At 63.6% G+C, this 23,481-nt stretch carries 22 protein-coding genes and 1 pseudogene; 14 read left to right on the top strand and 9 right to left on the bottom strand.

What is annotated here, in order from left to right:
* Positions 1–2: 2 nt before the first annotated feature.
* Positions 3–1,490: a hypothetical protein gene (locus tag VDQ28_RS08710; RefSeq protein WP_323035571.1), complete on the bottom strand. Its 1,488-nt coding sequence runs from the start codon at positions 1,488–1,490 to the stop codon at positions 3–5.
* 136 nt (positions 1,491–1,626) lie between these two features.
* On the opposite strand from VDQ28_RS08710, the gene VDQ28_RS08705 reads away from it, so the two are divergent.
* From VDQ28_RS08705 to VDQ28_RS08690, 4 genes are read left to right on the top strand one after another with little or no spacing between them, the layout of a single operon-like run.
* Complete coding sequence (locus VDQ28_RS08705) at positions 1,627–2,394, top strand: SDR family oxidoreductase (RefSeq protein WP_323035570.1); 768 nt, start codon at positions 1,627–1,629, stop codon at positions 2,392–2,394.
* The gene (locus VDQ28_RS08700) at positions 2,391–3,005 is read left to right on the top strand and encodes an enoyl-CoA hydratase/isomerase family protein (RefSeq protein ID WP_323035569.1); all 615 of its coding nucleotides are present in this window, start codon (positions 2,391–2,393) and stop codon (positions 3,003–3,005) included. The genes VDQ28_RS08705 and VDQ28_RS08700 overlap by 4 nt, the downstream gene beginning before the upstream one ends.
* A gap of 55 nt (positions 3,006–3,060) precedes the next feature.
* On the top strand, positions 3,061–3,411 hold the full coding sequence (locus VDQ28_RS08695; protein ID WP_323035568.1) for a hypothetical protein: 351 nt from the start codon (positions 3,061–3,063) through the stop codon (positions 3,409–3,411).
* 45 nt (positions 3,412–3,456) lie between these two features.
* The gene (locus VDQ28_RS08690; protein ID WP_323035567.1) at positions 3,457–3,927 is read left to right on the top strand and encodes a copper chaperone PCu(A)C; all 471 of its coding nucleotides are present in this window, start codon (positions 3,457–3,459) and stop codon (positions 3,925–3,927) included.
* A 126-nt stretch (positions 3,928–4,053) separates the two neighbouring features.
* Here VDQ28_RS08690 and VDQ28_RS08685 read toward each other — a convergent pair whose 3' ends face one another.
* The 3 genes from VDQ28_RS08685 to VDQ28_RS08675 all read right to left on the bottom strand — a co-directional run bounded on the left by VDQ28_RS08685 (position 4,054) and on the right by VDQ28_RS08675 (position 6,790).
* Positions 4,054–4,887, bottom strand: coding sequence for a C40 family peptidase (locus VDQ28_RS08685; protein WP_323035566.1), 834 nt, complete (start codon positions 4,885–4,887; stop codon positions 4,054–4,056).
* Entirely contained in the window at positions 4,884–6,311 is a 1,428-nt protein-coding gene (locus VDQ28_RS08680) for a leucyl aminopeptidase family protein (protein ID WP_323035565.1), read from the bottom strand. The genes VDQ28_RS08685 and VDQ28_RS08680 overlap by 4 nt, the downstream gene beginning before the upstream one ends.
* 98 nt (positions 6,312–6,409) lie before the next feature.
* Positions 6,410–6,790 carry a hypothetical protein gene (locus tag VDQ28_RS08675; protein WP_323035564.1) on the bottom strand — a complete coding sequence of 127 codons (381 nt, stop codon included), beginning with the start codon at positions 6,788–6,790 and terminating at the stop codon, positions 6,410–6,412.
* A gap of 156 nt (positions 6,791–6,946) precedes the next feature.
* Between VDQ28_RS08675 and VDQ28_RS08670 the strand changes: the two genes are divergently transcribed.
* From VDQ28_RS08670 to VDQ28_RS08650, 5 genes are all read left to right on the top strand, one after another.
* Entirely contained in the window at positions 6,947–7,600 is a 654-nt protein-coding gene (locus VDQ28_RS08670; protein WP_323035563.1) for a carbonic anhydrase, read from the top strand.
* A 78-nt stretch (positions 7,601–7,678) separates the two neighbouring features.
* Positions 7,679–9,337, top strand: a complete 1,659-nt coding sequence (locus VDQ28_RS08665; RefSeq protein WP_323035562.1) for a SulP family inorganic anion transporter — start codon at positions 7,679–7,681, stop codon at positions 9,335–9,337.
* Positions 9,338–9,424: 87 nt separating this feature from the next.
* Positions 9,425–10,405, top strand: a complete 981-nt coding sequence (locus tag VDQ28_RS08660; RefSeq protein ID WP_323035561.1) for a KpsF/GutQ family sugar-phosphate isomerase — start codon at positions 9,425–9,427, stop codon at positions 10,403–10,405.
* A gap of 13 nt (positions 10,406–10,418) precedes the next feature.
* Positions 10,419–11,255: a 3-deoxy-8-phosphooctulonate synthase gene (gene kdsA, locus VDQ28_RS08655; protein WP_323035560.1), complete on the top strand. Its 837-nt coding sequence runs from the start codon at positions 10,419–10,421 to the stop codon at positions 11,253–11,255.
* Positions 11,248–12,060 carry a manno-octulosonate cytidylyltransferase gene (locus VDQ28_RS08650; RefSeq protein ID WP_323035559.1) on the top strand — a complete coding sequence of 271 codons (813 nt, stop codon included), beginning with the start codon at positions 11,248–11,250 and terminating at the stop codon, positions 12,058–12,060. The genes kdsA and VDQ28_RS08650 overlap by 8 nt, the downstream gene beginning before the upstream one ends.
* Before the next feature lie 4 nt (positions 12,061–12,064).
* On the opposite strand, the gene VDQ28_RS08645 is transcribed toward VDQ28_RS08650, so the two are convergent.
* Positions 12,065–12,511, bottom strand: coding sequence for an NUDIX hydrolase (locus VDQ28_RS08645; protein ID WP_323035558.1), 447 nt, complete (start codon positions 12,509–12,511; stop codon positions 12,065–12,067).
* A gap of 72 nt (positions 12,512–12,583) precedes the next feature.
* Between VDQ28_RS08645 and VDQ28_RS08640 the strand changes: the two genes are divergently transcribed.
* The gene (locus tag VDQ28_RS08640; protein WP_323035557.1) at positions 12,584–13,321 is read left to right on the top strand and encodes an alpha/beta fold hydrolase; all 738 of its coding nucleotides are present in this window, start codon (positions 12,584–12,586) and stop codon (positions 13,319–13,321) included.
* A 117-nt stretch (positions 13,322–13,438) separates the two neighbouring features.
* On the opposite strand, the gene VDQ28_RS08635 is transcribed toward VDQ28_RS08640, so the two are convergent.
* A complete protein-coding gene (locus VDQ28_RS08635) occupies positions 13,439–15,334 on the bottom strand; it encodes an acyl-CoA synthetase (RefSeq protein ID WP_323035556.1) in 1,896 nt (631 codons plus the stop codon).
* A gap of 81 nt (positions 15,335–15,415) precedes the next feature.
* Positions 15,416–17,228 (bottom strand): annotated as a pseudogene (locus VDQ28_RS08630) (ABC transporter transmembrane domain-containing protein).
* A 235-nt stretch (positions 17,229–17,463) separates the two neighbouring features.
* Between VDQ28_RS08630 and VDQ28_RS08625 the strand changes: the two are divergent.
* Entirely contained in the window at positions 17,464–19,377 is a 1,914-nt protein-coding gene (locus VDQ28_RS08625; RefSeq protein ID WP_323035555.1) for a DUF4139 domain-containing protein, read from the top strand.
* A 141-nt stretch (positions 19,378–19,518) separates the two neighbouring features.
* Complete coding sequence (locus tag VDQ28_RS08620) at positions 19,519–20,154, top strand: methyltransferase (protein ID WP_323035554.1); 636 nt, start codon at positions 19,519–19,521, stop codon at positions 20,152–20,154.
* A gap of 9 nt (positions 20,155–20,163) precedes the next feature.
* Here the strand turns inward: VDQ28_RS08620 and VDQ28_RS08615 are convergent, their stop codons facing one another.
* A complete protein-coding gene (locus VDQ28_RS08615; RefSeq protein WP_323035553.1) occupies positions 20,164–20,949 on the bottom strand; it encodes a class III extradiol ring-cleavage dioxygenase in 786 nt (261 codons plus the stop codon).
* A gap of 173 nt (positions 20,950–21,122) precedes the next feature.
* Entirely contained in the window at positions 21,123–21,335 is a 213-nt protein-coding gene (locus tag VDQ28_RS08610; protein WP_323035552.1) for a hypothetical protein, read from the bottom strand.
* Between the two features lie 476 nt (positions 21,336–21,811).
* On the opposite strand from VDQ28_RS08610, the gene VDQ28_RS08605 reads away from it, so the two are divergent.
* Together VDQ28_RS08605 and VDQ28_RS08600 are read left to right on the top strand one after the other, a co-directional pair.
* On the top strand, positions 21,812–22,018 hold the full coding sequence (locus VDQ28_RS08605; protein ID WP_323035551.1) for a cold-shock protein: 207 nt from the start codon (positions 21,812–21,814) through the stop codon (positions 22,016–22,018).
* A 170-nt stretch (positions 22,019–22,188) separates the two neighbouring features.
* Entirely contained in the window at positions 22,189–23,433 is a 1,245-nt protein-coding gene (locus tag VDQ28_RS08600; RefSeq protein ID WP_323035550.1) for an Hsp70 family protein, read from the top strand.
* Positions 23,434–23,481 lie beyond the last annotated feature (48 nt).

Below are 23,481 nucleotides of genomic sequence, written 5' to 3'. Positions count from 1 at the left end.
GCTTAGAACGGCAGCGGTGCGCCGTTCACCGTGACCTGCCCGCCAGGCCGGATCGACACCTCGGATTGCAAGTGGTCTTCGCCGACCGAGCGCCCCAGACCGTTCATCATCATGCGGGCAAAGAACTGCTGGTCATTGGGTACGATCCCCAAGGCACTCAACCGGGTCAGCAGCGCATCGCCGCCGATCAGATCAAAGATGAAATCGCCGGTGCCATTGGGAATATCCTCACCGATGCTGCTCATCAAACCGCCCAGAAACGTAAACGCGCCGCTGCCAGTCAGCTCCGCATCACCAACCCGGGTCAACAACCGGTTCAGACTGACCGAGGAGACATCGAAAGGCGGCGTATCACCTTGCCCAAACTCAGAGCCAACGTCCTCGGTCAACCGGGCCTGTGCGCTGACGTCAAGCGCCACGCTGATGGCCTCGCCGGCGAAATCCTGTGCACCAACCAGTTGCAACGTCGCCGCCGAGGCGACAACGTTGTCGAAATTGAACCGATAGGACACCGTCTGATCCTGCGGCGAGGCCAAAAGCGGGACGCCGATGCTCATGCCGATTTCATCGAAACTCGCCTCACCCACGAACGGGGCCATTCCGCCCGAGATCTGGCCGGCCTGCACCATCGTGTGGGCGCTCAACGCCCCGTCAGCAATATCCAGCGCCATTTCATTGGCCCCGGTTGACGACCGGAACGCAATTTGGCTGCCGTCAACGAGTTGGTCGGATATGCTGCTGCTGGTGTCGACGCCCAGCGCCAACCGTATGGCAAAGCCAGCGTCAAAGGCCGTGCGCAACATGCCCTCATCGTTGGAAATCATATCCAATTCCGAGGCCGAAAACTCGACCCGCAGACCGGTCATCTCGGCGCTGCCGTTTTGCCGCATGGGCGTGCTTCCGCTGGTATCCGAGAACATCAGCGAATATTGCGCGAAGTCGGCATCCAGCCGCAAATCAGCCTCGCCTGACCGCAGGATTTCAAACCCACCCGCCAAGCCGCGCAGATCAATGCTGAAGAACTGATCGAGGTCGTTTCCTCGACTCACGGCGTCGGTCAATGCGACCCGCAAATGATCAAACGGAAACTCCATGGCGATGCGGTCTTGCGACACATCCGCCACGATTTCCCCGCTATGGCTGACGGTGACGCGGTATTGCGACGTGCGATCCGGCTGGGCGACAATATAAAAGTCGGGCGAGGGAATCAGCGCCAAGGCCTCGCCACGCGGTTCGATCCGCAATTCGGGCATCTGGATCATGGCAGAATCGGGTTCACCCTCAAGATATATCCGCACATTCTGCGCAATCAACGACGTGCCGTAATCCGTGACACCCTGCGAGGCGATCAAGACACCACGCTCGCGCGCGAAGCTGCGCAGGTCTTGCCACGCCGTTTTTGCGGCAGACTCCTGCGCGACCGCGGGCGAAACGACGATAGAAACCGTGATGGCTGCAGCTGAAAATGACCGAACGAGGAACGGAGGCATAGGTTCAAACTCCTGATATCTATGCCGCGAGTTTGTGGCGCAGGGGTCTGTTGGGTCAAGCGAAAAGCCGATGAACAGGTCTGGTCAGGCGTAAAACAGCGCGTTACCAAGCAAATATCAGGTCAAGGAACAGAACATGGCAAAGACGCAAGACTGGCAATCCTCTGTCGCGGGCAAGTCCGTGTTGCTCACTGGCGCCAGCCGGGGCATCGGCGCGGCAACGGCACGGCTTTTTGCCAAGGCAGGGGCAAAACTGGGGCTGGCAGGGCGACCCAGCGACGCGCTGCACCAGCTGGCCAAGGAGATCGGTGCACCCGTGATCCCCTGTGATGTTGCCGATTACGCGCAGGTCGTCGCCGCGGTTCAGGCCATGGTCGCGGCGCATGGCGGGTTGGATGTGTTGATCAACAATGCCGGCGTCATCGACCCCATCGCCCCCTTGGCACAGGCGGATCCAGACGCTTGGTCTCGGCAAATCGACGTCAATCTCAAGGGCGTGTTCTACGGTATGCGCGCCGCCTTACCCGTGATGCAAGGCGCTGGCCGCGGCACGATCCTGACCATCGGCTCGGGTGCGGCCTATAATCCGCTCGAAGGGTGGAGCGGGTATTGCGCCTCCAAGGCCGGGGCGGTCATGTTGACACATACCGCGCACCGTGAGGCCGGTCAGACCGTGCGCATTCTGTCGCTGTCGCCGGGCACCGTGGCGACGGATATGCAGCGCGTCATTAAAACCTCAGGCATCAACCCGGTCAGCAAGCTGGAGTGGTCGGACCACGTTCCACCGGAATGGCCCGCGCAGGCGCTGTTGTGGATGTGCAGCCCCGAGTCAGACGCCTATCGCGGCAAGGAAGTCAGTCTGCGCGAGCCTGGCATCCGGCAAACCCTGGGCCTGACAGCATGATCATCCGGCGCACCGATGGCGGCTTGACGGTCCTGACGCTGGATCGCCCGGACAAGGCAAATTCCCTGACCCGCGCAATGATGGTGGATCTGGTCGATAACCTGCGCGCCGTGGCCCAATCCGCGCGCGCCGTGGTGCTGACCGGCTCCGGCAAGGTGTTCAGCGCAGGGGCCGATCTGGACGAGGCGCGCGCGGGCCTTGCCACCGATCCGATCTGGGAGGAACTGTCAGCCACCCTTGCCGCCATGCCCTGCCTGACCATTGCCGCGCTCAACGGCACCCTGGCAGGCGGCGCATTCGGCATGGCGTTGGCCTGCGATATTCGCCTGGCCGTGCCCAGCGCCAAGTTCTTTTACCCGGTGATGAAGCTGGGCTTTCTGCCGCAACCCTCGGACCCGGCGCGCCTGACCGCGCTGATCGGGCCGGGCCGGGCCAAGATGATCCTGATGTGTGGCGCCAAAATCAACGCCGCCGAGGCACTGGAGTGGGGTCTCGTGGACCGCGTCATCTCGGCCAAGACCCTGATGGACGACGCGCGCATTCTCGCCGCCGATCCCTGCGCGGCGCCGGACGGGCATGTCGGGCGGATCAAGGCGATGATCCCGCGCTGAAATCGGGCAATTGGTCGCACTAGCAGTCGCGCCTGCGCTCGCATAAATGGTAAGTATGAAAATCTTGCGCGCCCTTTCCGTGGTCTGGATGGTGCTGGTGCTTGCCGCCGGCTCTGTCACCATGGCGATGGCGCGCCACCAACCCCGCGCGATTGGCGAGATTGATCTGTGCACCGGCTTCGGAATGGTCAGTGTCGCGGTGGATGCCCAAGGCAAGCCAACCGGCCCCCTGATGCCCTGCCCCGACGCGACGCCCGCCCTGGCCGCACTGACGGATGCCGCCGTTCCCGTGATCCAGACACCGGGCACGGTGATGCCGATGCAGTTCAGGCTGCGCGATCTGCGCGCGACGGTTCTGCCGATCAACACCCACCACCACTCGCGCGCACCGCCTGTCACGGTCTGACGTCACGTCCCTTCTCAGACCCCTAATCATTGACAGGATATCCCTATGATCCGCTTCTTTTCAATTGCCGCCGCGGCGGCTCTGCTCTCCACCCCTGCCCTTGCCTGTGACGGCTTCGAGGTGCAGGACCCTTACGCCCGCGCCTCGACCCCGATGTCGACATCGGGTGCGGCCTTCATGATGATGGTCAACAATGGCGACACCGATTGCCACGTCACCGGCGTGCGTTCCGAGGCTGCCGCGCGCACCGAATTGCATACCCATATCGCCAGCGATGACGGCGTGATGCGCATGGTGCATGTCGAAGAGGGCTTCATCGTGCCCGCCGGTGGCCACCTTGCCCTGCAACGCGGCGCAGAGCATGTGATGTTCATGGGCCTCACCGCGCCTTTTGAGCAGGGCAATCTTCTGAGCGTCACGCTCGAATTCGCCGATGGCTCGGAATATGACGTCGAGATCCCCGTCGATCTGGAGCGTATGCCCGAGATGCAGATGCAGGGTCACGACAGCAACTGATCTGACTCTCCCCGTCTCCAAGGGCGAGGTCGGAGGCGTCCCCTTCGCCCTTGGATGAATTGCCCGAGGTTCCTCCCGTTTCCGAGGGCAAACTCCCCTGCCGAACCCTTCATTCGGCAGGGTTTTTCATGGCCGCAACAGGCGCAGCACCGGATGGCCCTTGGCGGCAATCCGCGCGACCGCTTCGGCATAATCCTCCTCGACCACGGCCATATGATGCCCGTTAGCGTGAATGATGCGCCCCGGTTCGGTGATCATCGCCACATGCACGCTCCAGAACACCAGATCGCCGGGGGCCAGATCCGCCTCGGCCACGTCCTGCCCGGGCATCGCCATTTGCAGATCACTGTCGCCGGGGCACTCAAAGCCACAGGCGCGCCGCGCGACCTGCACCAAGCCGGAGCAATCAATCCCCGCGCGGGTATTGCCGCCCCACAGATAGGGCGTGCCCAGAAACCCGCGCGCCACGGCGACCGGATCGGTCAGCGGGGTGTCGATCGAGCGCAGATGGCTGGTCGGGATGAAGCCCTGGGGCGTCTGCGTCAGGTCCCCGATCTGGCCGGTGACCTGCACACGCGCGCCCTGCGACAAAGCCATGACCTCAAAGACCTTGATATCGGCGACCGGGTAGACATGCGTGCCGGAACTGGCAACGACGTGGCTGACCGGCGCATCCGCACCCAGCGCCGCGGCCTCCACCCAGCCGCAATAGCCGTCATAGGCGTCGAAGCCGAACACCCAGTCGCCATCCGCCGTCAGCGCACAGAACCGCGTCCCCAGCAACAGCTGCCGGTCCCGCGCGCCGCCCGGTTTTGCGCGCAACTCGGCCAGCGCCACCGTGACGCGGCGCCAGTCGCCCGGCACAAAGGTCACGCCCTCTACCGCCCCGCGCAAACTCTCATGCGCGACGCCCTTTGCGCAGCGAAACAGGCGCCGGTCGGGCTTCGGGGCGGCCGTCATGCGGTTCCCTGATCGCCCAGAATATCGGCGCCCAGCACCACAGGCAGCGCCCCCAGAATGGCCCGCGCCCCCTGCCCGACGCCGCCCTTGGGCCGCCCCGGAGCATCCGCGGGCTGCCAGCCATAAATGTCGAAATGCGCAAAATTCGACGATTTCGCCACGAAGCGCCGCAAGAACAACGCCGCCGTGATCGAGCCCGCCATCCCGCCCGAGGGCGCATTGTCGAGATCGGCAATAGTCGGCTCGATCATCGACTCATACGGATCGTAAAGCGGCATACGCCACAACGGGTCACACTCGGCGCGCGCGCTGGCGGTCAGCGCCTCGGCCAGCGCGTCGCTGTCGGTGTAGAACGGCGGCAAATCCGGCCCCAGCGCGACCCGCGCGGCCCCGGTCAGGGTGGCCATGCAGATCAGCGCATCGGGCGATTCCTCGTCGGCCAGCGCCAGCGCATCGGCCAGAATTAACCGCCCCTCGGCATCGGTATTGTTGACCTCGATGGTCAATCCGTTGCGCGCGGTCAGCACATCGCCGGGCCGCATCGCCTCGCCGGAAATCGCGTTTTCCACCGCCGGAATGATCACCCGCAAGCGCACTTTCCACTCCAGCGCCATGATCATCATCGCCAGCCCCAGCACCGTCGCCGCGCCGCCCATGTCCTTTTTCATCAGGCCCATTGACGCGCCCGGCTTGATGTTCAGCCCGCCAGTGTCAAAGCACACGCCTTTGCCAACCAGCGTGATGCGCGGCCCCTCGGCGCCCCAACGCATGTCCAAAAGCCGCGGGATTCGCGCCGAGGCACGGCCAACCGCATGAATCAGCGGAAAGTTCTCTTGCAGCAGATCGTCGCTATAGGTCACCGAGACCTGCGCCTCGAATTCCTCGGCCAGCGCCAGAAGCGTGGTTTCCAGTTCCTCCGGCCCCATTTGCGAGGCGGGGGTATTGATCAAGTCGCGCGTCAGGCATTCGGCAGCGGCGAGAATCTCGATCCGCCGGGCATCAATCCCCTCGGGCGCTTTCAGGGCGGCCTGATCACTCCCGGCCGCAGCGCGTCGAAACCGGTCGAACCGATAGCCCGCCAGCAGCCAACCCAAGGTCTGCTCTGCCAGATCGGCGGGTTCGATACCGCTGGCCAGATGATACGTTCCAGCCGGCAACCCGGCCCGCGCCGCCCCCAAGGCCATGCGCCCGCGCGCTTTGCTATGCACGTCGCCCATGCCGCATACCGCGATCGACAGCCCGCCCGACGCGTCCGGCACGCAGACGACGCGGCCGACCTTGGCCTTGAACTCCACCGCTTCGATCCAGTTGCGAATCCGTGCGGGCTGGTTTTCCAACCAGTCCGGCAGCGCCTCGCTGCTGACACAATGGAGAGGAATCGAGGCGCTCTCGGGCGCGGCAAAGGCGATATGGCTGTGACTCATGGGAACTCTCTTGTGGAACTCCCCCCAACCTAAAGCCCCAAGGGACCGGAAAGGAAGGGGGGTCACCCGTCTTCGTCACGGTTAAACCGCCCCCGGCGCTAAATCGACAAGCCCGGAAGCTCCCACACTTGCGAAAGTGAGCGGTCTCCGATGCGGACCAACCTCTCCCAGACCGCGCGATAGGCGACGACATCATCGCGCGACGCGGCAATTCCCATATCACGCGAGACCCGCGCCAGCGATGTCAGCCCGATTTCCGCACTGATCCGACTGACCAACTGCGCGCGTGGCGCAATTTCTGTCAGTACGTCGGTGCGCACGAAGCCATCGACCTCGGCCAACAGATCCGAGATCGCCTCGACAGCCTCCATCACAAAGGCTTCTGCGCCCTTGTCACCCAGCCGTCGGAACACTTCCTCAAGCCGCGCAGCATCAATAATGATCCGCTCGCTTGGTCGAAATTCATGTACGAGTGTCACACCCTCACCTCTTTTGCCCCAAAAAAATCCCTTGCACCCGTCCTCAGGATGTTTGATCCGGGCTAACAAAGTGTTGCCCCGGGTGCGGGATATCGCTCGATTTTCTTGCAAATTGAGGATAGCACTATGATCGGTCTGGATTAAGGGAAATCGCCCATGAGTTTTGCACACAAACTTCCGAGTTATCTGGTCAACCGGTTTCGCGGCTGGCATGCAACGGCCTATGTGGAAAACAAGAGCTGGTTCAGACACTTGGCCGATGAGGGCCAGCACCCCAGATCCATGCTGATCGCCTGTTGCGACTCGCGGGTTCACGTCACCGCGATCTTTGGAGCGGATCAGGGCGAGTTCTTCATTCACCGCAATATCGCCAATTTGGTGCCGCCCTTCACGCCAACCGGCGATCACCACGGCACCTCGGCCGCCATTGAATACGCGGTAACCTCGCTGCATGTGGCGCATCTGATCGTCGTTGGTCACTCCAATTGCGGCGGCGTTCGCGGGTGTCACGACATGTGCGCAGGCACTGCCCCCGAACTCGAAAAAGAGACCAGCTTTGTCGGTCGCTGGATGGAAATTCTGCGGCCTGGCTTTGACCGTACGGCCGACATTGCGGACAAGGACAAGCGCGTCATGGCGATGGAATTGGAAGCGGTGCGCATCTCGCTCACCAACCTGATGACCTTCCCGTTCATCCGCGACGCGGTTGAGGCCGAACGGCTGACCCTGCACGGGCTCTGGCATGACATCGGCGAGGGTACTCTTGAAGCCTACGATGTCGAAACCGATAGTTTCCTACCGGTCGCCTGACGCCATCGGGGAATGCTGTTGCACCTGTAAAGCAACGCGGATTACGGTGCGCAACATCTCCCAGTCTTTGGTTTTCCAGTGCCCAACGCCACGACCCTGCGCCCCGCTCTGATTGCGTCCCTCCGTGAGGGGTATTCGCTTGCCCATTTGCGTCGCGATGCGGTGGCCGGGCTGACGGTGGCGATTGTCGCGTTGCCGCTGTCGATGGCGATTGCCATTGCGGCGGGCGGTACGCCGTCGATGGGCCTCTATACGGCGATTGTCGGTGGGTTTTTCATCTCGATGCTGGGCGGCAGCCGGTTTCAGATCGGCGGCCCGGCGGGGGCCTTTATCGTGCTGATCGCCACCACCGTGGCGCAGCACGGGATTGCCGGAATGATGCTGGCCACCATGATGGCCGGGGCGATGATGATCGCGGTGGGCGCGCTGCGATTGGGCAGCTACATCAAGTTCATCCCCTACCCGGTTACCGTCGGCTTTACCGCCGGGATCGCGGTGATCATCTTTGCCAGCCAGATCACCGACCTGCTGGGCCTGACGCTCAGCCAGCCCGAGCCCGGCCCGATTCTGCAAAAACTCCCGGTGCTTTGGCAAAGCCTGCCCAGCGCGAACCCGGTGACCATTGCCTTGGCCGCGGGGACGATCCTGGCGATTGTCGGCATCAAACGCTATGCGCCAAAGATCCCGAACCTGCTGGTGGCCGTGGCGGGGGCGACACTTGTTGCGGCGGTGTTCAACCTCGACACGCCGACCATTGCCTCGACTTTTGGCGAGATTCCGGCGGGCCTGCCCATGCCCAGCTTGCCACCCGTCAACTGGTCGCTGATTGTCGCCTTGTTGCCCAACGCGATTGCCTTCACGCTGCTCGGCTCCATCGAGGCGTTGCTCTCGGCGGTGGTTGCCGATTCCATGAGTGGGCAGCGCCACAACTCGAATATGGAACTGATCGCGCAGGGCGTGGCCAATCTGGCCTGCGGTGTCATGGGCGGCATGGTCGCCACCGGCACCATCGCCCGCACCGCCACCAATGTGCGCGCCAATGCGCATAGCCCGGTGGCGGGCATGTTGCACGCAGCGTTCATTCTGGGCTTTGTGATGCTGGCCGCGCCCTTGGTGGGCATGATCCCGCTGGCCAGTCTGGCCGGGCTGTTGGCAACGGTGGCGTGGAACATGATCGAACGCCATGCCATCGCCACCCTTCTGCGCACCTCGCGTGAGGATGCGGCCGTGCTCGCCGTGACGCTGCTCTTGACCATATTCCGCGATCTGACCGAGGCGATCGTGGTCGGCTTTGCCTTGGGCTCCGTGCTATTCATTCATCGGATGTCCACCGCGGTCGGGGTGCGCTCCGAGGATGTGCGCGAGTCGGTGGAAGACATCGGTGTCGGACGCGCGGATGAAATCCTCGTCTATCGCATACAAGGCGCGTTCTTCTTTGGCGCCGCCGCCACGGTGGGCGGCGTGCTGGAAAAAACCCACGACACCTATCGCGCGATTGTCATCGACTTTTGCGAGGCCGATATGGTCGACTCCACCGCCATTCGAACGATCGGGGCCCTGGTCACGACAACCCGCAAGCGCGGTGTCTGCGTGGTGCTCACCGGCCTCAGACCCGCGCTGCAAAAGCAATTCGAAGCGCATGGCATTCGCCCTCCGGACGTCGCCTTTGCGCCCACGATTGCGCTGGGCGTCGATGTGGCAAAGGCCGCACTGCAAGCCTCCGAACCCCGCGCCTGACCGCCTTTGCGTTGACCCGCCCCATCTGAGGCCCTATCCACCACACTGCCGCACCTTTGTCGGCCCCCCGGACACGGTAACGACCAAATGACCAATTCTCCCGCGCAGCAAACCCCCGCGACGCCCACCGACTCTGCCAGCCGGGTTCTGCGCAATGAGGGCAATGCGCTGCTGTCACTGGCCGACGCCCTGCCGCGCGATTTTGACGCCGCCGTCCGGCTGATCCTGAACAATTCGGGCCGTGTGATCCTGTCTGGCATGGGGAAATCCGGCCATATCGCCCGCAAGATCGCCGCAACGATGGCCTCGACGGGCACGCCGTCGTTTTATGTACACCCCGCCGAGGCCAGCCACGGCGACCTTGGCATGATCACCCCCAATGACATCTGCGTGGTGATCTCGAACTCGGGCGAGACCACCGAACTCAGCGACTTGCTGGCCTATTGTCTGCGGTTTGAAATCCCGGTGATCGGCATCTCGAAACGAGTCGAGTCCACCCTGATGCGCGCCGCCACCCTGCGCCTGACGCTGCCCGATATCGAGGAAGCCTGCGCGCTCGGCATGGCACCCACGACCTCGACCACCCTGACACTGGGCCTTGGTGATGCCTTGGCGATTGCCATCATGGAACAGCGCGAGTTCCGCCCCGAGAATTTCCGCAGCTTCCATCCCGGCGGCCGCCTTGGTGCACAACTGGCCAAGGTCTCGCAGCTCATGCATTCGGGCGACAGCCTGCCATTGGTGGGCCTCGATGCGCCAATGGCCGACGCGATCCTGCGCATGAGCGAAAGCAGCTTTGGCGTGACCGGCGTCATTGACGCGCAGGGCCTGTTGGTCGGCGTGATCTCGGACGGTGACCTGCGGCGCAACATGCTGGGCCTGATGGACCGCACCGCCGGCGAGGTCGCGACACGAGCGCCCGTCACCGTTGCCCCCAATACCGCCGCCGCCGAGGCCGTGGCGCTGATGAACAAGCGCAAGATCTACACCCTGTTCGTTGTCGAATCCGACCGCATTCCGGTTGGCGTTTTGCGTCTGCACGACTGTCTGCGTGCCGGCGTTGTTTGATCCGGAGGCTCCCATGCCCAAAACCATCGTGACCCTTGGCGACATCAAGATCGGCGGCAACCATCCGTTTGCACTGATCGCCGGCCCCTGCCAGTTGGAAAGCCTCGACCATGCGCGCGCCATGTGCGCCGGCATCCTCGAGGCCTGTGCCCCCACCGGCACCAAGCTGATTTTCAAGGGCAGCTATGACAAGGCCAACCGCTCTTCCATCGGCACCGAACGCGGGCTGGGCATGGACAAGGGGCTGGAGATTCTGGCCGCAATCCGCGAGGAATTCGGCGTTCCGGTGATCACCGACGTGCATGAACCCTGGCACTGCGCCAAGGCGGCTGAACACGTCGATGTCCTGCAAATCCCCGCGTTCTTGTGCCGCCAGACCGATCTGTTGTTGGCCGCAGGCGAGACGGGCCGCGCAATCAACGTCAAGAAAGGGCAGTTCCTGGCCCCTTGGGACATGCAACACGTCGCCGCCAAGATCGCCAGCACCGGCAACACCCGTATCATGCTCTGCGACCGGGGCACCTCGTTTGGCTATAACACCCTTGTCACCGATTTCCGCGGCCTGCCGGTGATGGCCGACACCGGCTATCCGGTGGTGTTCGACGCCACGCATTCGGTGCAACAACCCGGCGGGCGCGGTGGCACCTCGGGCGGGCAACGCGAATTCGTGCCGGTTCTGGCGCGTGCCGCTTGCGCTGTGGGTGTTTCGGCGCTGTTCATCGAAACGCATCAAGACCCCGACACCGCCCCCTCGGACGGCCCGAACATGGTGCCGCTGGACCAGATGCAGGCCCTAATCGGGCAACTAAGCGCTTATGACGCGCTGACCAAAGGGGCAAACCATGCGTGATGCCGTCATCATCATCCCCGCCCGCTATGCCTCGACGCGCTACCCGGCCAAGCCCTTGGCCACGCTGACGGGCGCGAACGGCGTCGCGCGCAGCTTGCTGGAGCGCAGCGTGATGGCCGCCCGCGCCGCCGCCGTTGCCAACCGGGGCGTGACCGGCGTTTATGTCGCCACCGACGACGACCGCATCAAAGCCGAGGCCAAGCGCATCGGCGCCGAGGTCATCATGACCGACCCGTCCTGCGCCAACGGCACCGAACGCGTGGCGCAGGCCGTCACCCGTGCGGGGTTGACGCAGCCAATCATCGTCAACCTGCAAGGCGACGCGCCGCTGACCCCGCCGCATTTCGTCTCGGCCCTGATTGCCGCGATGCGCGCCGACGACACCCGCCAGGTCGCCACGCCCGTCCTGCGCTGCGACCGCGAGGCGCTGGACAATTTCCGCACCGACCGCAAGGCGGGGCGCGTCGGCGGAACCACCGTGGTGCGTGACGCGCTGGGCAATGCGATCTATTTCTCCAAAGAGGTGATCCCCTACGCCGACGGCCTCAAACCCGGCGATGAAATCCCCGTGTTTCACCACGTCGGGCTTTACGCCTATACGCCCGAGGCATTGCGCCTGTATGCGGGCCTGACGGCCGGTCAACTTGAAAAGATCGAGGGCCTCGAACAATTGCGCTTCCTCGAACACGGGCACAGGATCGCCGCCGTGGAAGTCTCGGCACCCGGTGCCGCGTTCTGGGAACTCAACAACCCCTCCGATGTACCGCTGATCGAGGGCTACCTGAAACGCATGGGCATGGACTGACGGCTCAACGCACGATCACTTCCAGCGGATCATAAAGAATTCCGCCCGCGCCAAAGGCGATCTGCGGCAAGCTGTCGGGCTTGTAGCGCAGCGCCCGCAATTCCGCCTCGGTCACCCATTGATGCCGGTTCACGATCCCCTCGGGGTCGCGATGCGCGTCGATCCGCGCCCGACCGATCACCTGCGCATGGAAATAGACATCAACCTGATGAAACCCGCTTTTCGGGTCGTGAAACTCATTGACCAGACACGGCGCGCCGACCCGCACCGCCAGGCCCGTCTCCTCGAATATTTCGCGTTGCAGGTTATCGGGCATCGACGCGCCGCGCTCCACCCCGCCGCCCGGCGCGCACCATAAGTCGCTGACATCGCCCGGATACGCGTTCACGATCAGCAACCGTCCGTCGCGTACGATCACCGCCCGTACAGCCAACCTTGGCGCTCGCGTCATCGTGTCCCCCTAATTACGCTGCACCCCATTCTTGCGCTTCTGTCTCGGGATGGCGAGAGGTATACTGACCGCATGCGTATCCTTTCCCTCCTGATCCTGCTTCTCACCACCTCTGCCGCCCGCGCCGATTGCGTGGTCCTGCTGCATGGGTTGTCGCGTACCGAAAACTCGATGCGCATGTTGGAAGAAGTGCTGCAATTCCACCATTACCGGGTTGTCAACCACACCTACCCCTCCCAGGACGCCCCGGTCAGCGCCCTTGTGGATTACGTCGGGCAATCCGCCGCGCAATGCGGCACCGAACGCATGCATTTCGTCACCCATTCTCTGGGCGGTATCCTCGTCCGGGCGTGGCTGGCAAATGCGCACCCTGAAAACCTGGGTCGCGTGGTGATGCTGGCCCCCCCGAACCACGGCTCGGAAATCGTCGATACCTTTGCCGAATCCGACCTGACGCGCCGCGCCATGATCTGGCTCAACGGCCCCGCCGTGCCGCAACTGGGCACAGATGAAGGGTCGGCGCTGCACCAATTGCCGCCGTCGGTGGATTTCGAACTGGGGATCATTGCCGGTGACGTGCCGATCAATCCGCTGGGCCCCATCGTGATCGACGGACCGAATGATGGCACGGTTTCGGTGGCCAGCACGCGCATCGACGGGATGCGCGATCACATCGTGATCGGTGCCACGCATACCTTGATCATGCTCAATCCCGTTGCCATCGCCGAGGTGCTGGAATTCCTGCGCAACGGCGTGTTTGATCACGGCATCACGCTGCTGGGCGCCTTGCGAAAACTCTCGAATCCCTGACCATAGCACGCGCTTGGGCGGCCGCATGGCAAAGGGCGCGGTCATCCCGCGCCCTTCTTTCTGAGAATAGACCTGATCACGCCGTGGCGTGATCTCCGTTTAACAGGTCAAGACCGCTCAAGCCCACTCCCACGGTATGGTGAATTGGCCCATGAGCTCGGCCACTTTGGCCTCATCCACGGCCCCCGATTTCGCCAAACGCGCCACCAAGCCGCGCTTCTTGTCCTCGAACACCTGACTGACGGTCACCGCCAGTTGCGCTTTCTCGAACGTCTCGTTGAACACCCGCGTGATCGCCATGCGGCGCAAATCCGGTTTGAACACTTTGCCTACCGCGGTTTTCGGCAATTCGGCCAGGATTTCAACGTGCTTTGGCACTGCCGCACGCTCGGACACCCGCGATGCGGCATGGTCCAGCAATTCGCGCCAGGTTGCGGTTTGCCCCTCGACCAGTTCGACATAGACGCAGGGCAATTCGCCCGCCACCGCATCCGGCTGACCAATCGCGCCGGCAAAGCCGACCGCCGGATGACTGAGCATCGCCTCTTCGATCATCGCCGGGTCGATGTTGTGGCCGCCGCGAATGATCAGATCCTTGGCGCGCCCGGTGATCCACAGATACCCGTCCTTGTCCAACCGCCCCAGGTCGCCGGTGCGCAGGTATTTCCCCTCGGCATAGAGGCCCTTGTTCTTGTCGGTTTCGGTATAGGTCTTGCCCGCCCAGGTCCCCGGATTGGCGACACAGATTTCGCCGACTTCATCGACCGCCATTTCCTTGACGATATTGCCCTCCGCATCGCAGTTCAGGATCCGTACCTCGCAATACGGAAACGGAATCCCGACCGAGCCGATCTTCTTTTCGCCCACCGGCGGATTGATCGACACAAGGCACGTCGCTTCGGTCAGGCCATACCCCTCGAGGATCGACACGCCGGTCGCTTCCTTGAAGCGTTTGTACAGCTCGATCGGCAGCGCCGCAGACCCCGAGAACCCGCCTTGAAGCGACGAAATATCGGCATTGATCTTGCGTTGCATCAGCGCCGACAGCGCGGTCGGCACCGAATAGACAAACGTCGCCTGCCAGCGTTCCACCAGTTTCCAGAAATTGTCGAACACTCCTTCGCCGCGGTAGCCCTGCGGCGTTGGCAAGACCATGTGGGCACCGGCAAAAATGACGCTCATCATGCCGGGATACGCGGCAAAGACGTGGAACAGCGGCAGCGGGCAGATCACGATGTCTTTTTCCGTGAACAGCAACTCTGCGCCAAGCCAGCCGTTGTACAGGATCCCCGACGCCTTGTGCTGCGCCACCTTGGGCGTACCCGTCGTGCCGCCGGTGTGGAAATAGGCGCAAACCCGGTCGGTTTTCGGCAGATCGAAGGTCAGGCGCTGATCGGATTGCTTGGCCAGTTCCGTGGCAAAATTCAACACGCGCGCCGTGTGATGCACCGGGTTTTTGGGGCGGATCAAGGGCACGATGAATTTCTTCAGCCCGGTCAGATAGCGGTTCATGTCCACTTCGACCACATATTTCACGTCGGGCGCATGGGACACGGCTTCGGACACTTTTTGCGCGACATCCGATTTCGGGAACGAGCGCAGCGTCACCACGACCTTGGCCTTGGTCTCGCGCAGGATCCCGGCAATCTTTTCGGGCTCCAGCAGCGGGTTGATCGGGTTGACGATTCCGGCGGTCATCGCGCCAAACAGGGTGATCGCGGTCTCGTTGATGGTCGGAAGGACATAGGCGACGGTATCGCCTTCCTTGACACCAAGGCTGCGAAACAGATTGGCGGCTTGCGTGATCTTGCCGTGAAACGCATCCCAGGTCAGGGTTTCCGCCTTGGCCCCGTCATCCGAGAACATTTGATAGGACAGCGCATTGCGTTTGCCAAAAGCGTGCCGCGTGCGGGTTATCTGTTCGTAAACGGTGGCAGGAATATCCCGCTCGGACCAAGGCATCTGGGCCTCGATGGCATTGCGGTCTGCAACGTCTGAAAACTTTTGTGTCATTGTCATCCTCCCCTGCGCGGTCTTGTGGCGCTCATGGCAGAAGAATGACGGGTTTGCCGCGCCGATGCAATTGGCTCGCGGCTATGCCGTGGCGTCGGGTGTCACCGCAACCTCGTCAAAACCATCGGTGAACTGCAAGCGGGCCAGCCGCGCATACAAGCCACCCTCGGCCACCAACTCGGCGTGGGTGCCGGTGGCAACAATCGTGCCATGGTCGAACACCACGATCCGGTCGGCCTTGCGCACGGTTGCCAGGCGGTGCGCCACCACCAAGGTGGTGCGCCCCTCGGACAACCGCTCGACCGCTTTTTGCACCGCGCGCTCGCTTTCCGCATCCAGCGCCGAGGTCGCCTCGTCCAGCAGCAACACCGGCGCATCGCGCAGAATGGCGCGCGCAATGGCGATGCGCTGCTTTTGCCCGCCCGACAGCATCACGCCGCGTTCGCCCAACTGGGTGTCGTAGCCATCCGGCAGCGCATTGATGAACTCGTGCGCCGCGGCGGCTTCGGCGGCGATCTCGATCTCGGCATCCGTGGCAGAGGGGCGACCAAAGCGGATATTCTCGCGCGCGGTGGTGGCAAAGATCACCGGATCTTGCGGCACCAGCGCCATCGCCCCGCGCAGATCGGCGCGGTTCAGGTCGCGCAGGTCGATCCCATCCAGCCGGATCGCGCCTTCTTGCGGGTCATAGAACCGCATCAGCAACTGAATGATCGTCGATTTCCCCGCGCCTGACGGGCCGACCAGCGCGATCGTCTCGCCGGGTTCAACGTGCAGCGAAATCCCGTCCAGTGCTGATTGTTTGGGCCGTGACGGATAGTGAAAGCGCACGTTGTCAAAGCTGACCGCGCCCAGCACCGGCACCGGCAGCGCCTTGGGCGCGGCAGGGTCCTGCACGGTATCCACGGTGGCCATCAGCTCCATCAAGCGCTCGGTCGCCCCTGGCCGCCCGCTGCAACTCGCCCCAGATTTCCGACAACGCCCCAACCGCACCGGCCACCAGCACCGAATAGATCACGAATTGCACCAACTCGCCGACCGTCATCATGCCTTCGCGCACGTCCAGCGCACCGATCCACAAGACACCGACGATACCCGCGAAGACCAGCGCGATGATGATCACCGTCATCGCCGCGCGAGTCAGGATGCGGACCATCGCCACGTCAAAGGATTTTTCCGTGACCTCGTTGAATTTCGTGGTCGAGCGCCCCTCATGGGTAAACGCCTGCACGGTTTGCGCAGCACTCAACGCCTCCGAGGCATTGCCGCTGCTGACCGCGATCCAGTCCTGGTTTTCACGGCTCAACCGCCGCAACCGCCGCCCCAGCACGATGATCGGCACCACGACCGCCGGCACCAGCAACAACACCAGCCCGGTCAGCTTGGCCGAGGTCAGCGCCAACAGCACCAAGCCGCCAAACAGCATCAACACATTGCGCAACGCCACCGATACCGACGAGCCGATGATCGACTGAATCAAGGTGGTGTCCGTTGTCAGCCGTGACAGGACTTCACCGGACATGATGCGCTCATAGAAGGCGGGTGACATGGCGATCACACGCTCGAACAACGCCTTGCGGATGTCGGCCACCACCCGCTCGCCCAGCCGTGTGACCATGTAATACCGCAGCCCGGTGCCAACCGCCAACAACCCGGCCAGAGCCAGTGCCGCGCCAAAATACTGGTTCAGGATTTCCAACTCGCCGGTGCCGAACCCATCGACAACCCGGCGCACCGCCAAGGGCAGCGACAGCGACACCCCCGCCGTCAGCATCAGCGCCAGCAGCGAGCCCAGCAAAAGCCCTTGGTAGACCTTCAGGAAAGGCCACAGCCCCGACAGTGCGCTGACCTTCCGCGAGGGGGCGCGGGTTTCGAGTTGTGCAGCGTCGCTCATATCAGGGCCTTCCAGGGTTCAGTCTGCACTCGGCTTAAGAGACCCGGTCAGAATGGGCAAGCGCAAGTCGTCACGAGGCTTTGATCTAGGCACTCCGGCAGCCCAACCCAACCCCGGCTGGGCGGAAACCTGCAGTATCACGCGCCGCGCGCAACTTGGTGATCAGGCGGGCGCTTGTGGCAACGCGGCCAAAAGCGCAAACTCGCGGCAATTCTTGTCCAGCGGAGTTTCCCTGATGTCCCGTCTTGTCCCCCTGCCTTTGCGTCGTTCTGTTTTGCTGGCCCTCAGCGGTCTGGTCCTTGCCTTTCCCCTCTCTGCCGAAACCGCGATCCGGGGGGTGACGCTATCCACCGCCGGGTTGGCCATGATCGAAGCCACGGGCACGATGGGCGAGGAGCCGATCCGCCTGTCCGTGGCGCGTGATGAAATCGACGACTTTCTCAAAAGCCTCTGGGTGCTCGATCCGGCGGGCGCAGTGCCGCATGTCACGTTGACCGGGCCGGGCAGTTTCGAGGACAGCTTCGCGCATTTCCCCTTCGGCCCCGACGATGTAACCGACCCCGCGCGCCTGATGTCGGCAATGATCGGCGCGCCGCTGACCGTGCAGCGCCGTGGCGAGACCTGGGAGGGGCTGAACATGGGCGTCAGCCAGCGCCCTTGTGACGACGCGACCTGCAATATCCTGAACCTGCAAGGCGACGACGGCACCCTGCACAGCTTTGTCATGGAGGACGCGCTCAGCGTACGGTTCTCGGATGCGGCGGATCAGGCAACCCTGACCGCGGCATTGCGGGCGTGGCGCGGGTCGGCCAACCCTCGGCGTGTGGAATTGGCGCTGGGGTCCGATGATGACAGTACGCGTGAGGTCGGGCTGGTCTATCTGCAAAACGCGCCCCTGTGGCGCACGGCCTGGCGGGCGGTTGATACCTCCGAGGGCATTCGTCTGATCGGTTGGGCGGTGGTTGAAAACACCACCGGGATCGACTGGCAGGACATCAACCTGACGCTGGCCACCGGGTCGGTGCGCGCCATTCAGGCGCGGCTCTATGAGCGGCGCTATGCCAACCGCGAGCAGGATATTTCCGCGATGCCGCCGCCCATGCCGATGGCCTCGATCGCGATGGGGCGCGGGGTGATGGCGGCCGAAGCCGCGCCGATGTTCGATCAAATGGCCGACAGCACCGCGTCGGTGCAGGTTACGGCCGATGACGGCGACAGCTTCAGCCGCTTCACGCTGGACACGCCGGTGACTCTGGCGGCGGGCCAGATGATGAGCGTGCCATTCCTCTCGGAACTCCTGCCCGACGCGCGGCTGACCCTCTATCGCGGCGGCTCTGGCGAAACCCACCCGGCGATTGCCTTGTCTTTGGAAAACCCGCTGCCCTTGCGGCTGCCGGCGGGTGTGCTGACCCTGTATGAGGACGGGCGCGGCCATGCCGGCGACGCGATGATCCCCGAACTGGCCCCCGGTGCCACCGAGATCGTCGAATTCGCCCGCGATACCGCCGTTGAAATCCGCGAGGAGGCCGCCGCCACGGAATCGGTGCGCGAGATGCGGCTGTCGAATGGGCTGCTGTATGTCACCGAGGATCTGGAACGCCGCACGACCTATCGGATCGAGGGCGCGCCGGGCGCGGACCGGGACATCACGATTGATCACCCGCGCCGCGCTGACTGGACGGTTTCCAGCACCGTCGGCGGCGAGGAGCGGCCCGATGCGTGGCGCTGGGTTGTCCATGTCGCGGCGGGTGCGCGGGAAAGCCTGACGATCACCGAGCGGCAGCCTCGGTTGCGGCGGGTGGGGTTGCTGGATATCGACCTCAATACGCTGGCCTTCTGGGAGACGCGCACAACCGACCCTGTGATCCGGGCGACGTTGACGGAATTGACGGGGCTGCGCCAGCAAATCACCGAGGCCGAGCAAGAGCAGCGCAAGGCGGACACGGATATTCAGACGCTGGAGCGCGAGCAAATGCGGCTGGTCAATCTGATCGTGCAACTGGGGGATGACAGTCAGGCAAACCGGGATCGGCGGGCGCGGGTGGATGCGATTGATGCCGATATCACGGCGACTCAATCCGCCCGTGAGGCGGCGCGGCAGCGGGTTCAGGATTTGCGGGCGCAGATTGCGGCGCTGATCGGGGCCTGATGTGCGCAAATTCCCCCGTGGGACACAGCGGTCCCACGGGGGGACAAATCCGAAACCACGCCAATTCAGTGCGTTAGCTTGCAGGGTTTACCCGTTGTTAAGGGTGTTGGCCCACTGTGTCCCTGCATTTTCAAGGCCAACATGACCCCAAAGCCTTGCCCCTGGACCGATGCGGCGTCACCTGCCGCAGGATGCGCTATCGGGCGCAACGCGACGACACAATCTGAGATCTTTGGCTGGAGTATCGGCGTCGCCTATGTCGCGGGGTTCTTCATCCTGACCGGCCTTGCCATGCGGCGCGCGGGCACGCCCGTTTGGATCCTGGGCAGACCGGGGCAAGCGCCGAGGGTGCTGGGGTTCCTTCTGGGATTTGTCATTCTGGTGCTGTGGCCACTGGTCGGCAACCCGTGGTCGGGCGCGATGCTCTGGCCCGGCCTTGCCGCACTGGCCGCCCTGTTTGCCTTGGCATCACAAGCCCATATGGGCCGCTCTTGGCGGGTCGGTACGGCATCGGGCGAAACCGGGGCGCTGGTCACCTCGGGGCCGTTTGCCTGGTCGCGCAATCCGGTTTTCCTGGGGCAAATCGCGCTGTTCTGGCTGTCGGTGCCGTTTGGTGGTGGGCCGATGCTGGTCGCCGCCGTTCTGGTCACAGGCTCTGCCATTGCACAAGTGCGGCAGGAGGAAACCGTGATGCAAGAGGTGCCCGGCTGGAACGTTTACGCGCAGCGCGTGCCGCGCTGGTTGGGCTGGCCGCGCTGGGCTGGCTGGGCCCGCTGACCCGCACTCCTATCCGAACCGATAGCTTGAGGCGGTAACCCCGCCCATCAGATCGCGGTCGTGGTAGATGCGGGTGGCGGGTTCGCCCTCGGCGGCGCCAAGGGCTGCAAAAAGCGGCACAAAATGATCTTCGCGTGCATGACAGGTGCGGGCGTGGGGGGCGGCCTCCCAGTTCAGCAAGGCGTGCAGACGGGTGTCGGGATCTTGCGCCAGCGCGTCGTCCAGCCATGCGTCAAACGCCTCGGACGGGATTTTCGCACCCGGCCCGAACAGGCGCAGGTTGTGATAGCTCAGACCCGAGCCGACGATCATCACCCCCTCGTCGCGCAGCGGTGCGAGGGCGCGGCCCAGCGCGACATGCTCGGCCGGGTCGAAGGTGTGGCGCAAGGAGACCTGATAGACCGGCACATCTGCGTCGGGGAACAGGATGAACAGGGGCGCAAAAGTGCCGTGATCAAAGCCGCGATCCGGGTCGATCCGGGTGGGAAGCCCCGCCGCCTTGATCAACCCCGCGGTGCGCGCCGCCAGATCGGGCGCGCCGGGGGCGGGATAGGTGATGTGATAGGTCTCGGGCGGGAAGCCGGAATAGTCATAGAGCATCGGCGGATTGGCCGCCCCCATCACCGCGAAAACCGCGTCCTCCCAGTGACCGGAAATGACCAGCACGGCCTTGGGCGGCGCGGGCAGGTCGGCAACCATTTGCCTGAGTGACGCTTCGAGGTTGTGAAACTGCGCCCGCATCTGCGGCACCCAGGGCCAGGGACCGCCGCCATGCGAGATAAAATAGGTGGGCATCGTCTGGGGCATCCGGGCGTCCTCGTTGATCCGGACTCACCATCGCGCACCCGGCGGACAAAGAAAAGCGCACAGGCTGCACAGGCGTTGTGCGTTCAAAAAGATCCGGCGGCGACACAGGAAACGGGCCGCAGGAGGGAACTGCGGCCCGTTTGATACGATGTCGGCGCGGATTACTGGCTGACGCCAAGCGTGCCCAGCGACGCGACCGAGGCGCTCGTCAGCGAGGTCGAGATATCGGTGGCCAGCGCGCTGGTGCCGCTGCGGACCGACGAGATCACGGCGAGGCCGAGGCCGACGATGGCGGCGGTCAGAACGACCCAGTCAACGGTCACCGCACCGGATTCGTTGGCGACAAAGGATTTGATCATGGTGGTCAAGGTCATGTGAAGTACTCCTGGTTACTTGGTTACAGATGTTCCGGTGCGGCGCGCGGTTTGGGTTTGGTTGATGCGTTTCGCCTCGGGTAACCTTGTTTTGCTCCCCGGCTGTGGCGGAAACACGGGTCGATCAGGGCAAGATCGGGGCAAAGCACGACAAATTTTATGTATTGCGCGTAATGCGTTAACAGTATCGCCGCGCGCGCTGCATTGTGTCGAAACCGGCAACAGCGGGGCCGATTGACGCGGCAATTTTCCGCAAGTTTGAAACGATTCGTCTTTGGATCATGGGCGAATCGCCGCTCGGGTCACCAGGTGGTCCCTGCTTGGGGGCTTGCATTCATGCCCGCGCTGCTGCATACGGGGTGTGCGAAGATTCTTCTGTCGACCACTGTCCCCTTTACGGCTCAGTCGCGATTCTGACGAGACCGAGCCGGGCCACTGCATGTTGCGGGTGGCAATTGAAAGTAGGAGACATCACGATGGCTAAAGGCACCGTGAAATGGTTCAACGCCACCAAAGGTTTTGGCTTTATCGCCCCTGAGCATGGTTCGAAGGACGTTTTCGTTCACATTTCCGCACTCGAGCGCGCTGGCATCCAGCACCTGAACGACGGCCAAGCCGTAACGTTCGACCTGGAAGCCGACCGCAATGGTCGCGAATCGGCATCGAACCTCGCTCTGGCCTGATTGGCTCGACCGACGGATTGACCGTTACGAATTTGGAAGCGGGGGTGCCAATGGCGCCCCCGTTTTCGCATGTCCGGGGACGGTGCGTGCAAGCACACACCCTACGGGCAGTTGCCAGCGGCCGTGAGTTTGGATAGGACCCGCGCCTTTCCGACCTGAGGATAGGCGCGATGAAATCTGCGGTACTGGCGATTGATTTTGGAACGTCGAACTCGGCGGCGGCGGTGCTGGTCGATGGCCAGCCGCGGCGATTGGCGATTGAAGCGACGGCCGACACGCTGCCCACGGCGGTGTTCTTCCCTGCCGATCGCGGCCCCATGCGGGTGGGCGCGGCGGCGGGTCAGGCGCTGATCGACGGCGATGAGGGCCGTTACATGCGGGCGCTCAAGAGCATTCTGGGCACGTCACTGTTCCACGAGCCGCGCCAGATCGGCGGGCGGCGGCGCACCTTGTCGGAGATCGTCACCGCATTCCTGCGGCATGTGAAACATCAGGCCGAGGCGCAGGCCGGGATGGTGTTCAGCCGTGTCCTGTCGGGGCGACCGGTGCATTTTCATTCCGCCGACCCGGCGCGCGATGCCCGGGCCGAGGGGGATTTGCGGGCCTGTTACGCGGCGGCCGGGTTCGAGACGGTGGATTTCCTGTTCGAGCCGGAAGCCGCCGCGCAGACCCGGCGCGGGCAGAGCCCGCAGGGCGAGATCGGACTCATCGTCGATATTGGTGGCGGCACGTCGGATTTCTCGGTGTTTCGCGAGGCGCGGGGCCGCATCGAGATCCTCGCCAGCCATGGGATCCGGCTGGGCGGCACGGATTTCGACCAGGAGGTCTCGGTGGCGCATGTGATGCCGCTGCTGGGGCTGGGTGGCACGTTGCGGCGCAGTCTGGGGGATGGTGTGCTGCCGGTTCCCAACGCGATTTACCGCGAGTTGGCAACCTGGGCCAAGATCGCGTTCCTGTATGCGCGCGATACGGAACGCTTTGTCGATGATCTGCTGAAACACGCGACCGACCCGCAGGCGATCACGCGTTTGCGGGATGTTATTTACGACCATCTGGGGCATGAACTGGCGTTTGCGGTGGAACGCGGCAAGATCGCCGCGAATGCGCAGGGCGTCAGAACGGCGATTGATCTGGCGTTTGTCGAACGCGGGCTGCGCGCGCCGATCACCGCCGGATCGCTGAACGCCTCGCTGGCCGTGTTTTCGCCGCCGCTGCGGGCGGCGATGTACGAAACGCTGGTGCAAGCCGAGGTCTCGCCGGGGCAGATCGGGTCGGTGATCCTGGTGGGCGGCTCCAGCCTGATGGGGTTGGTGCGCCGCGAGGTGCAGATGGTTTGCCCGACCGCGCGCCTCGAACATGCCGACGCCTTTACGGCGGTGGTGGATGGATTGGCGCTGGCAACCGCCGAACACTGAAACGGGGCGCCGGTTTCCCGACGCCCCGTGACCTTGGTTTCCCGTAAC

Origin of the sequence: Pararhodobacter sp., assembly GCF_034676545.1 — a bacterium.
GTDB lineage: Bacteria > Pseudomonadota > Alphaproteobacteria > Rhodobacterales > Rhodobacteraceae > Pararhodobacter.
This window is presented reverse-complemented; position numbering and strand designations above follow the sequence as displayed.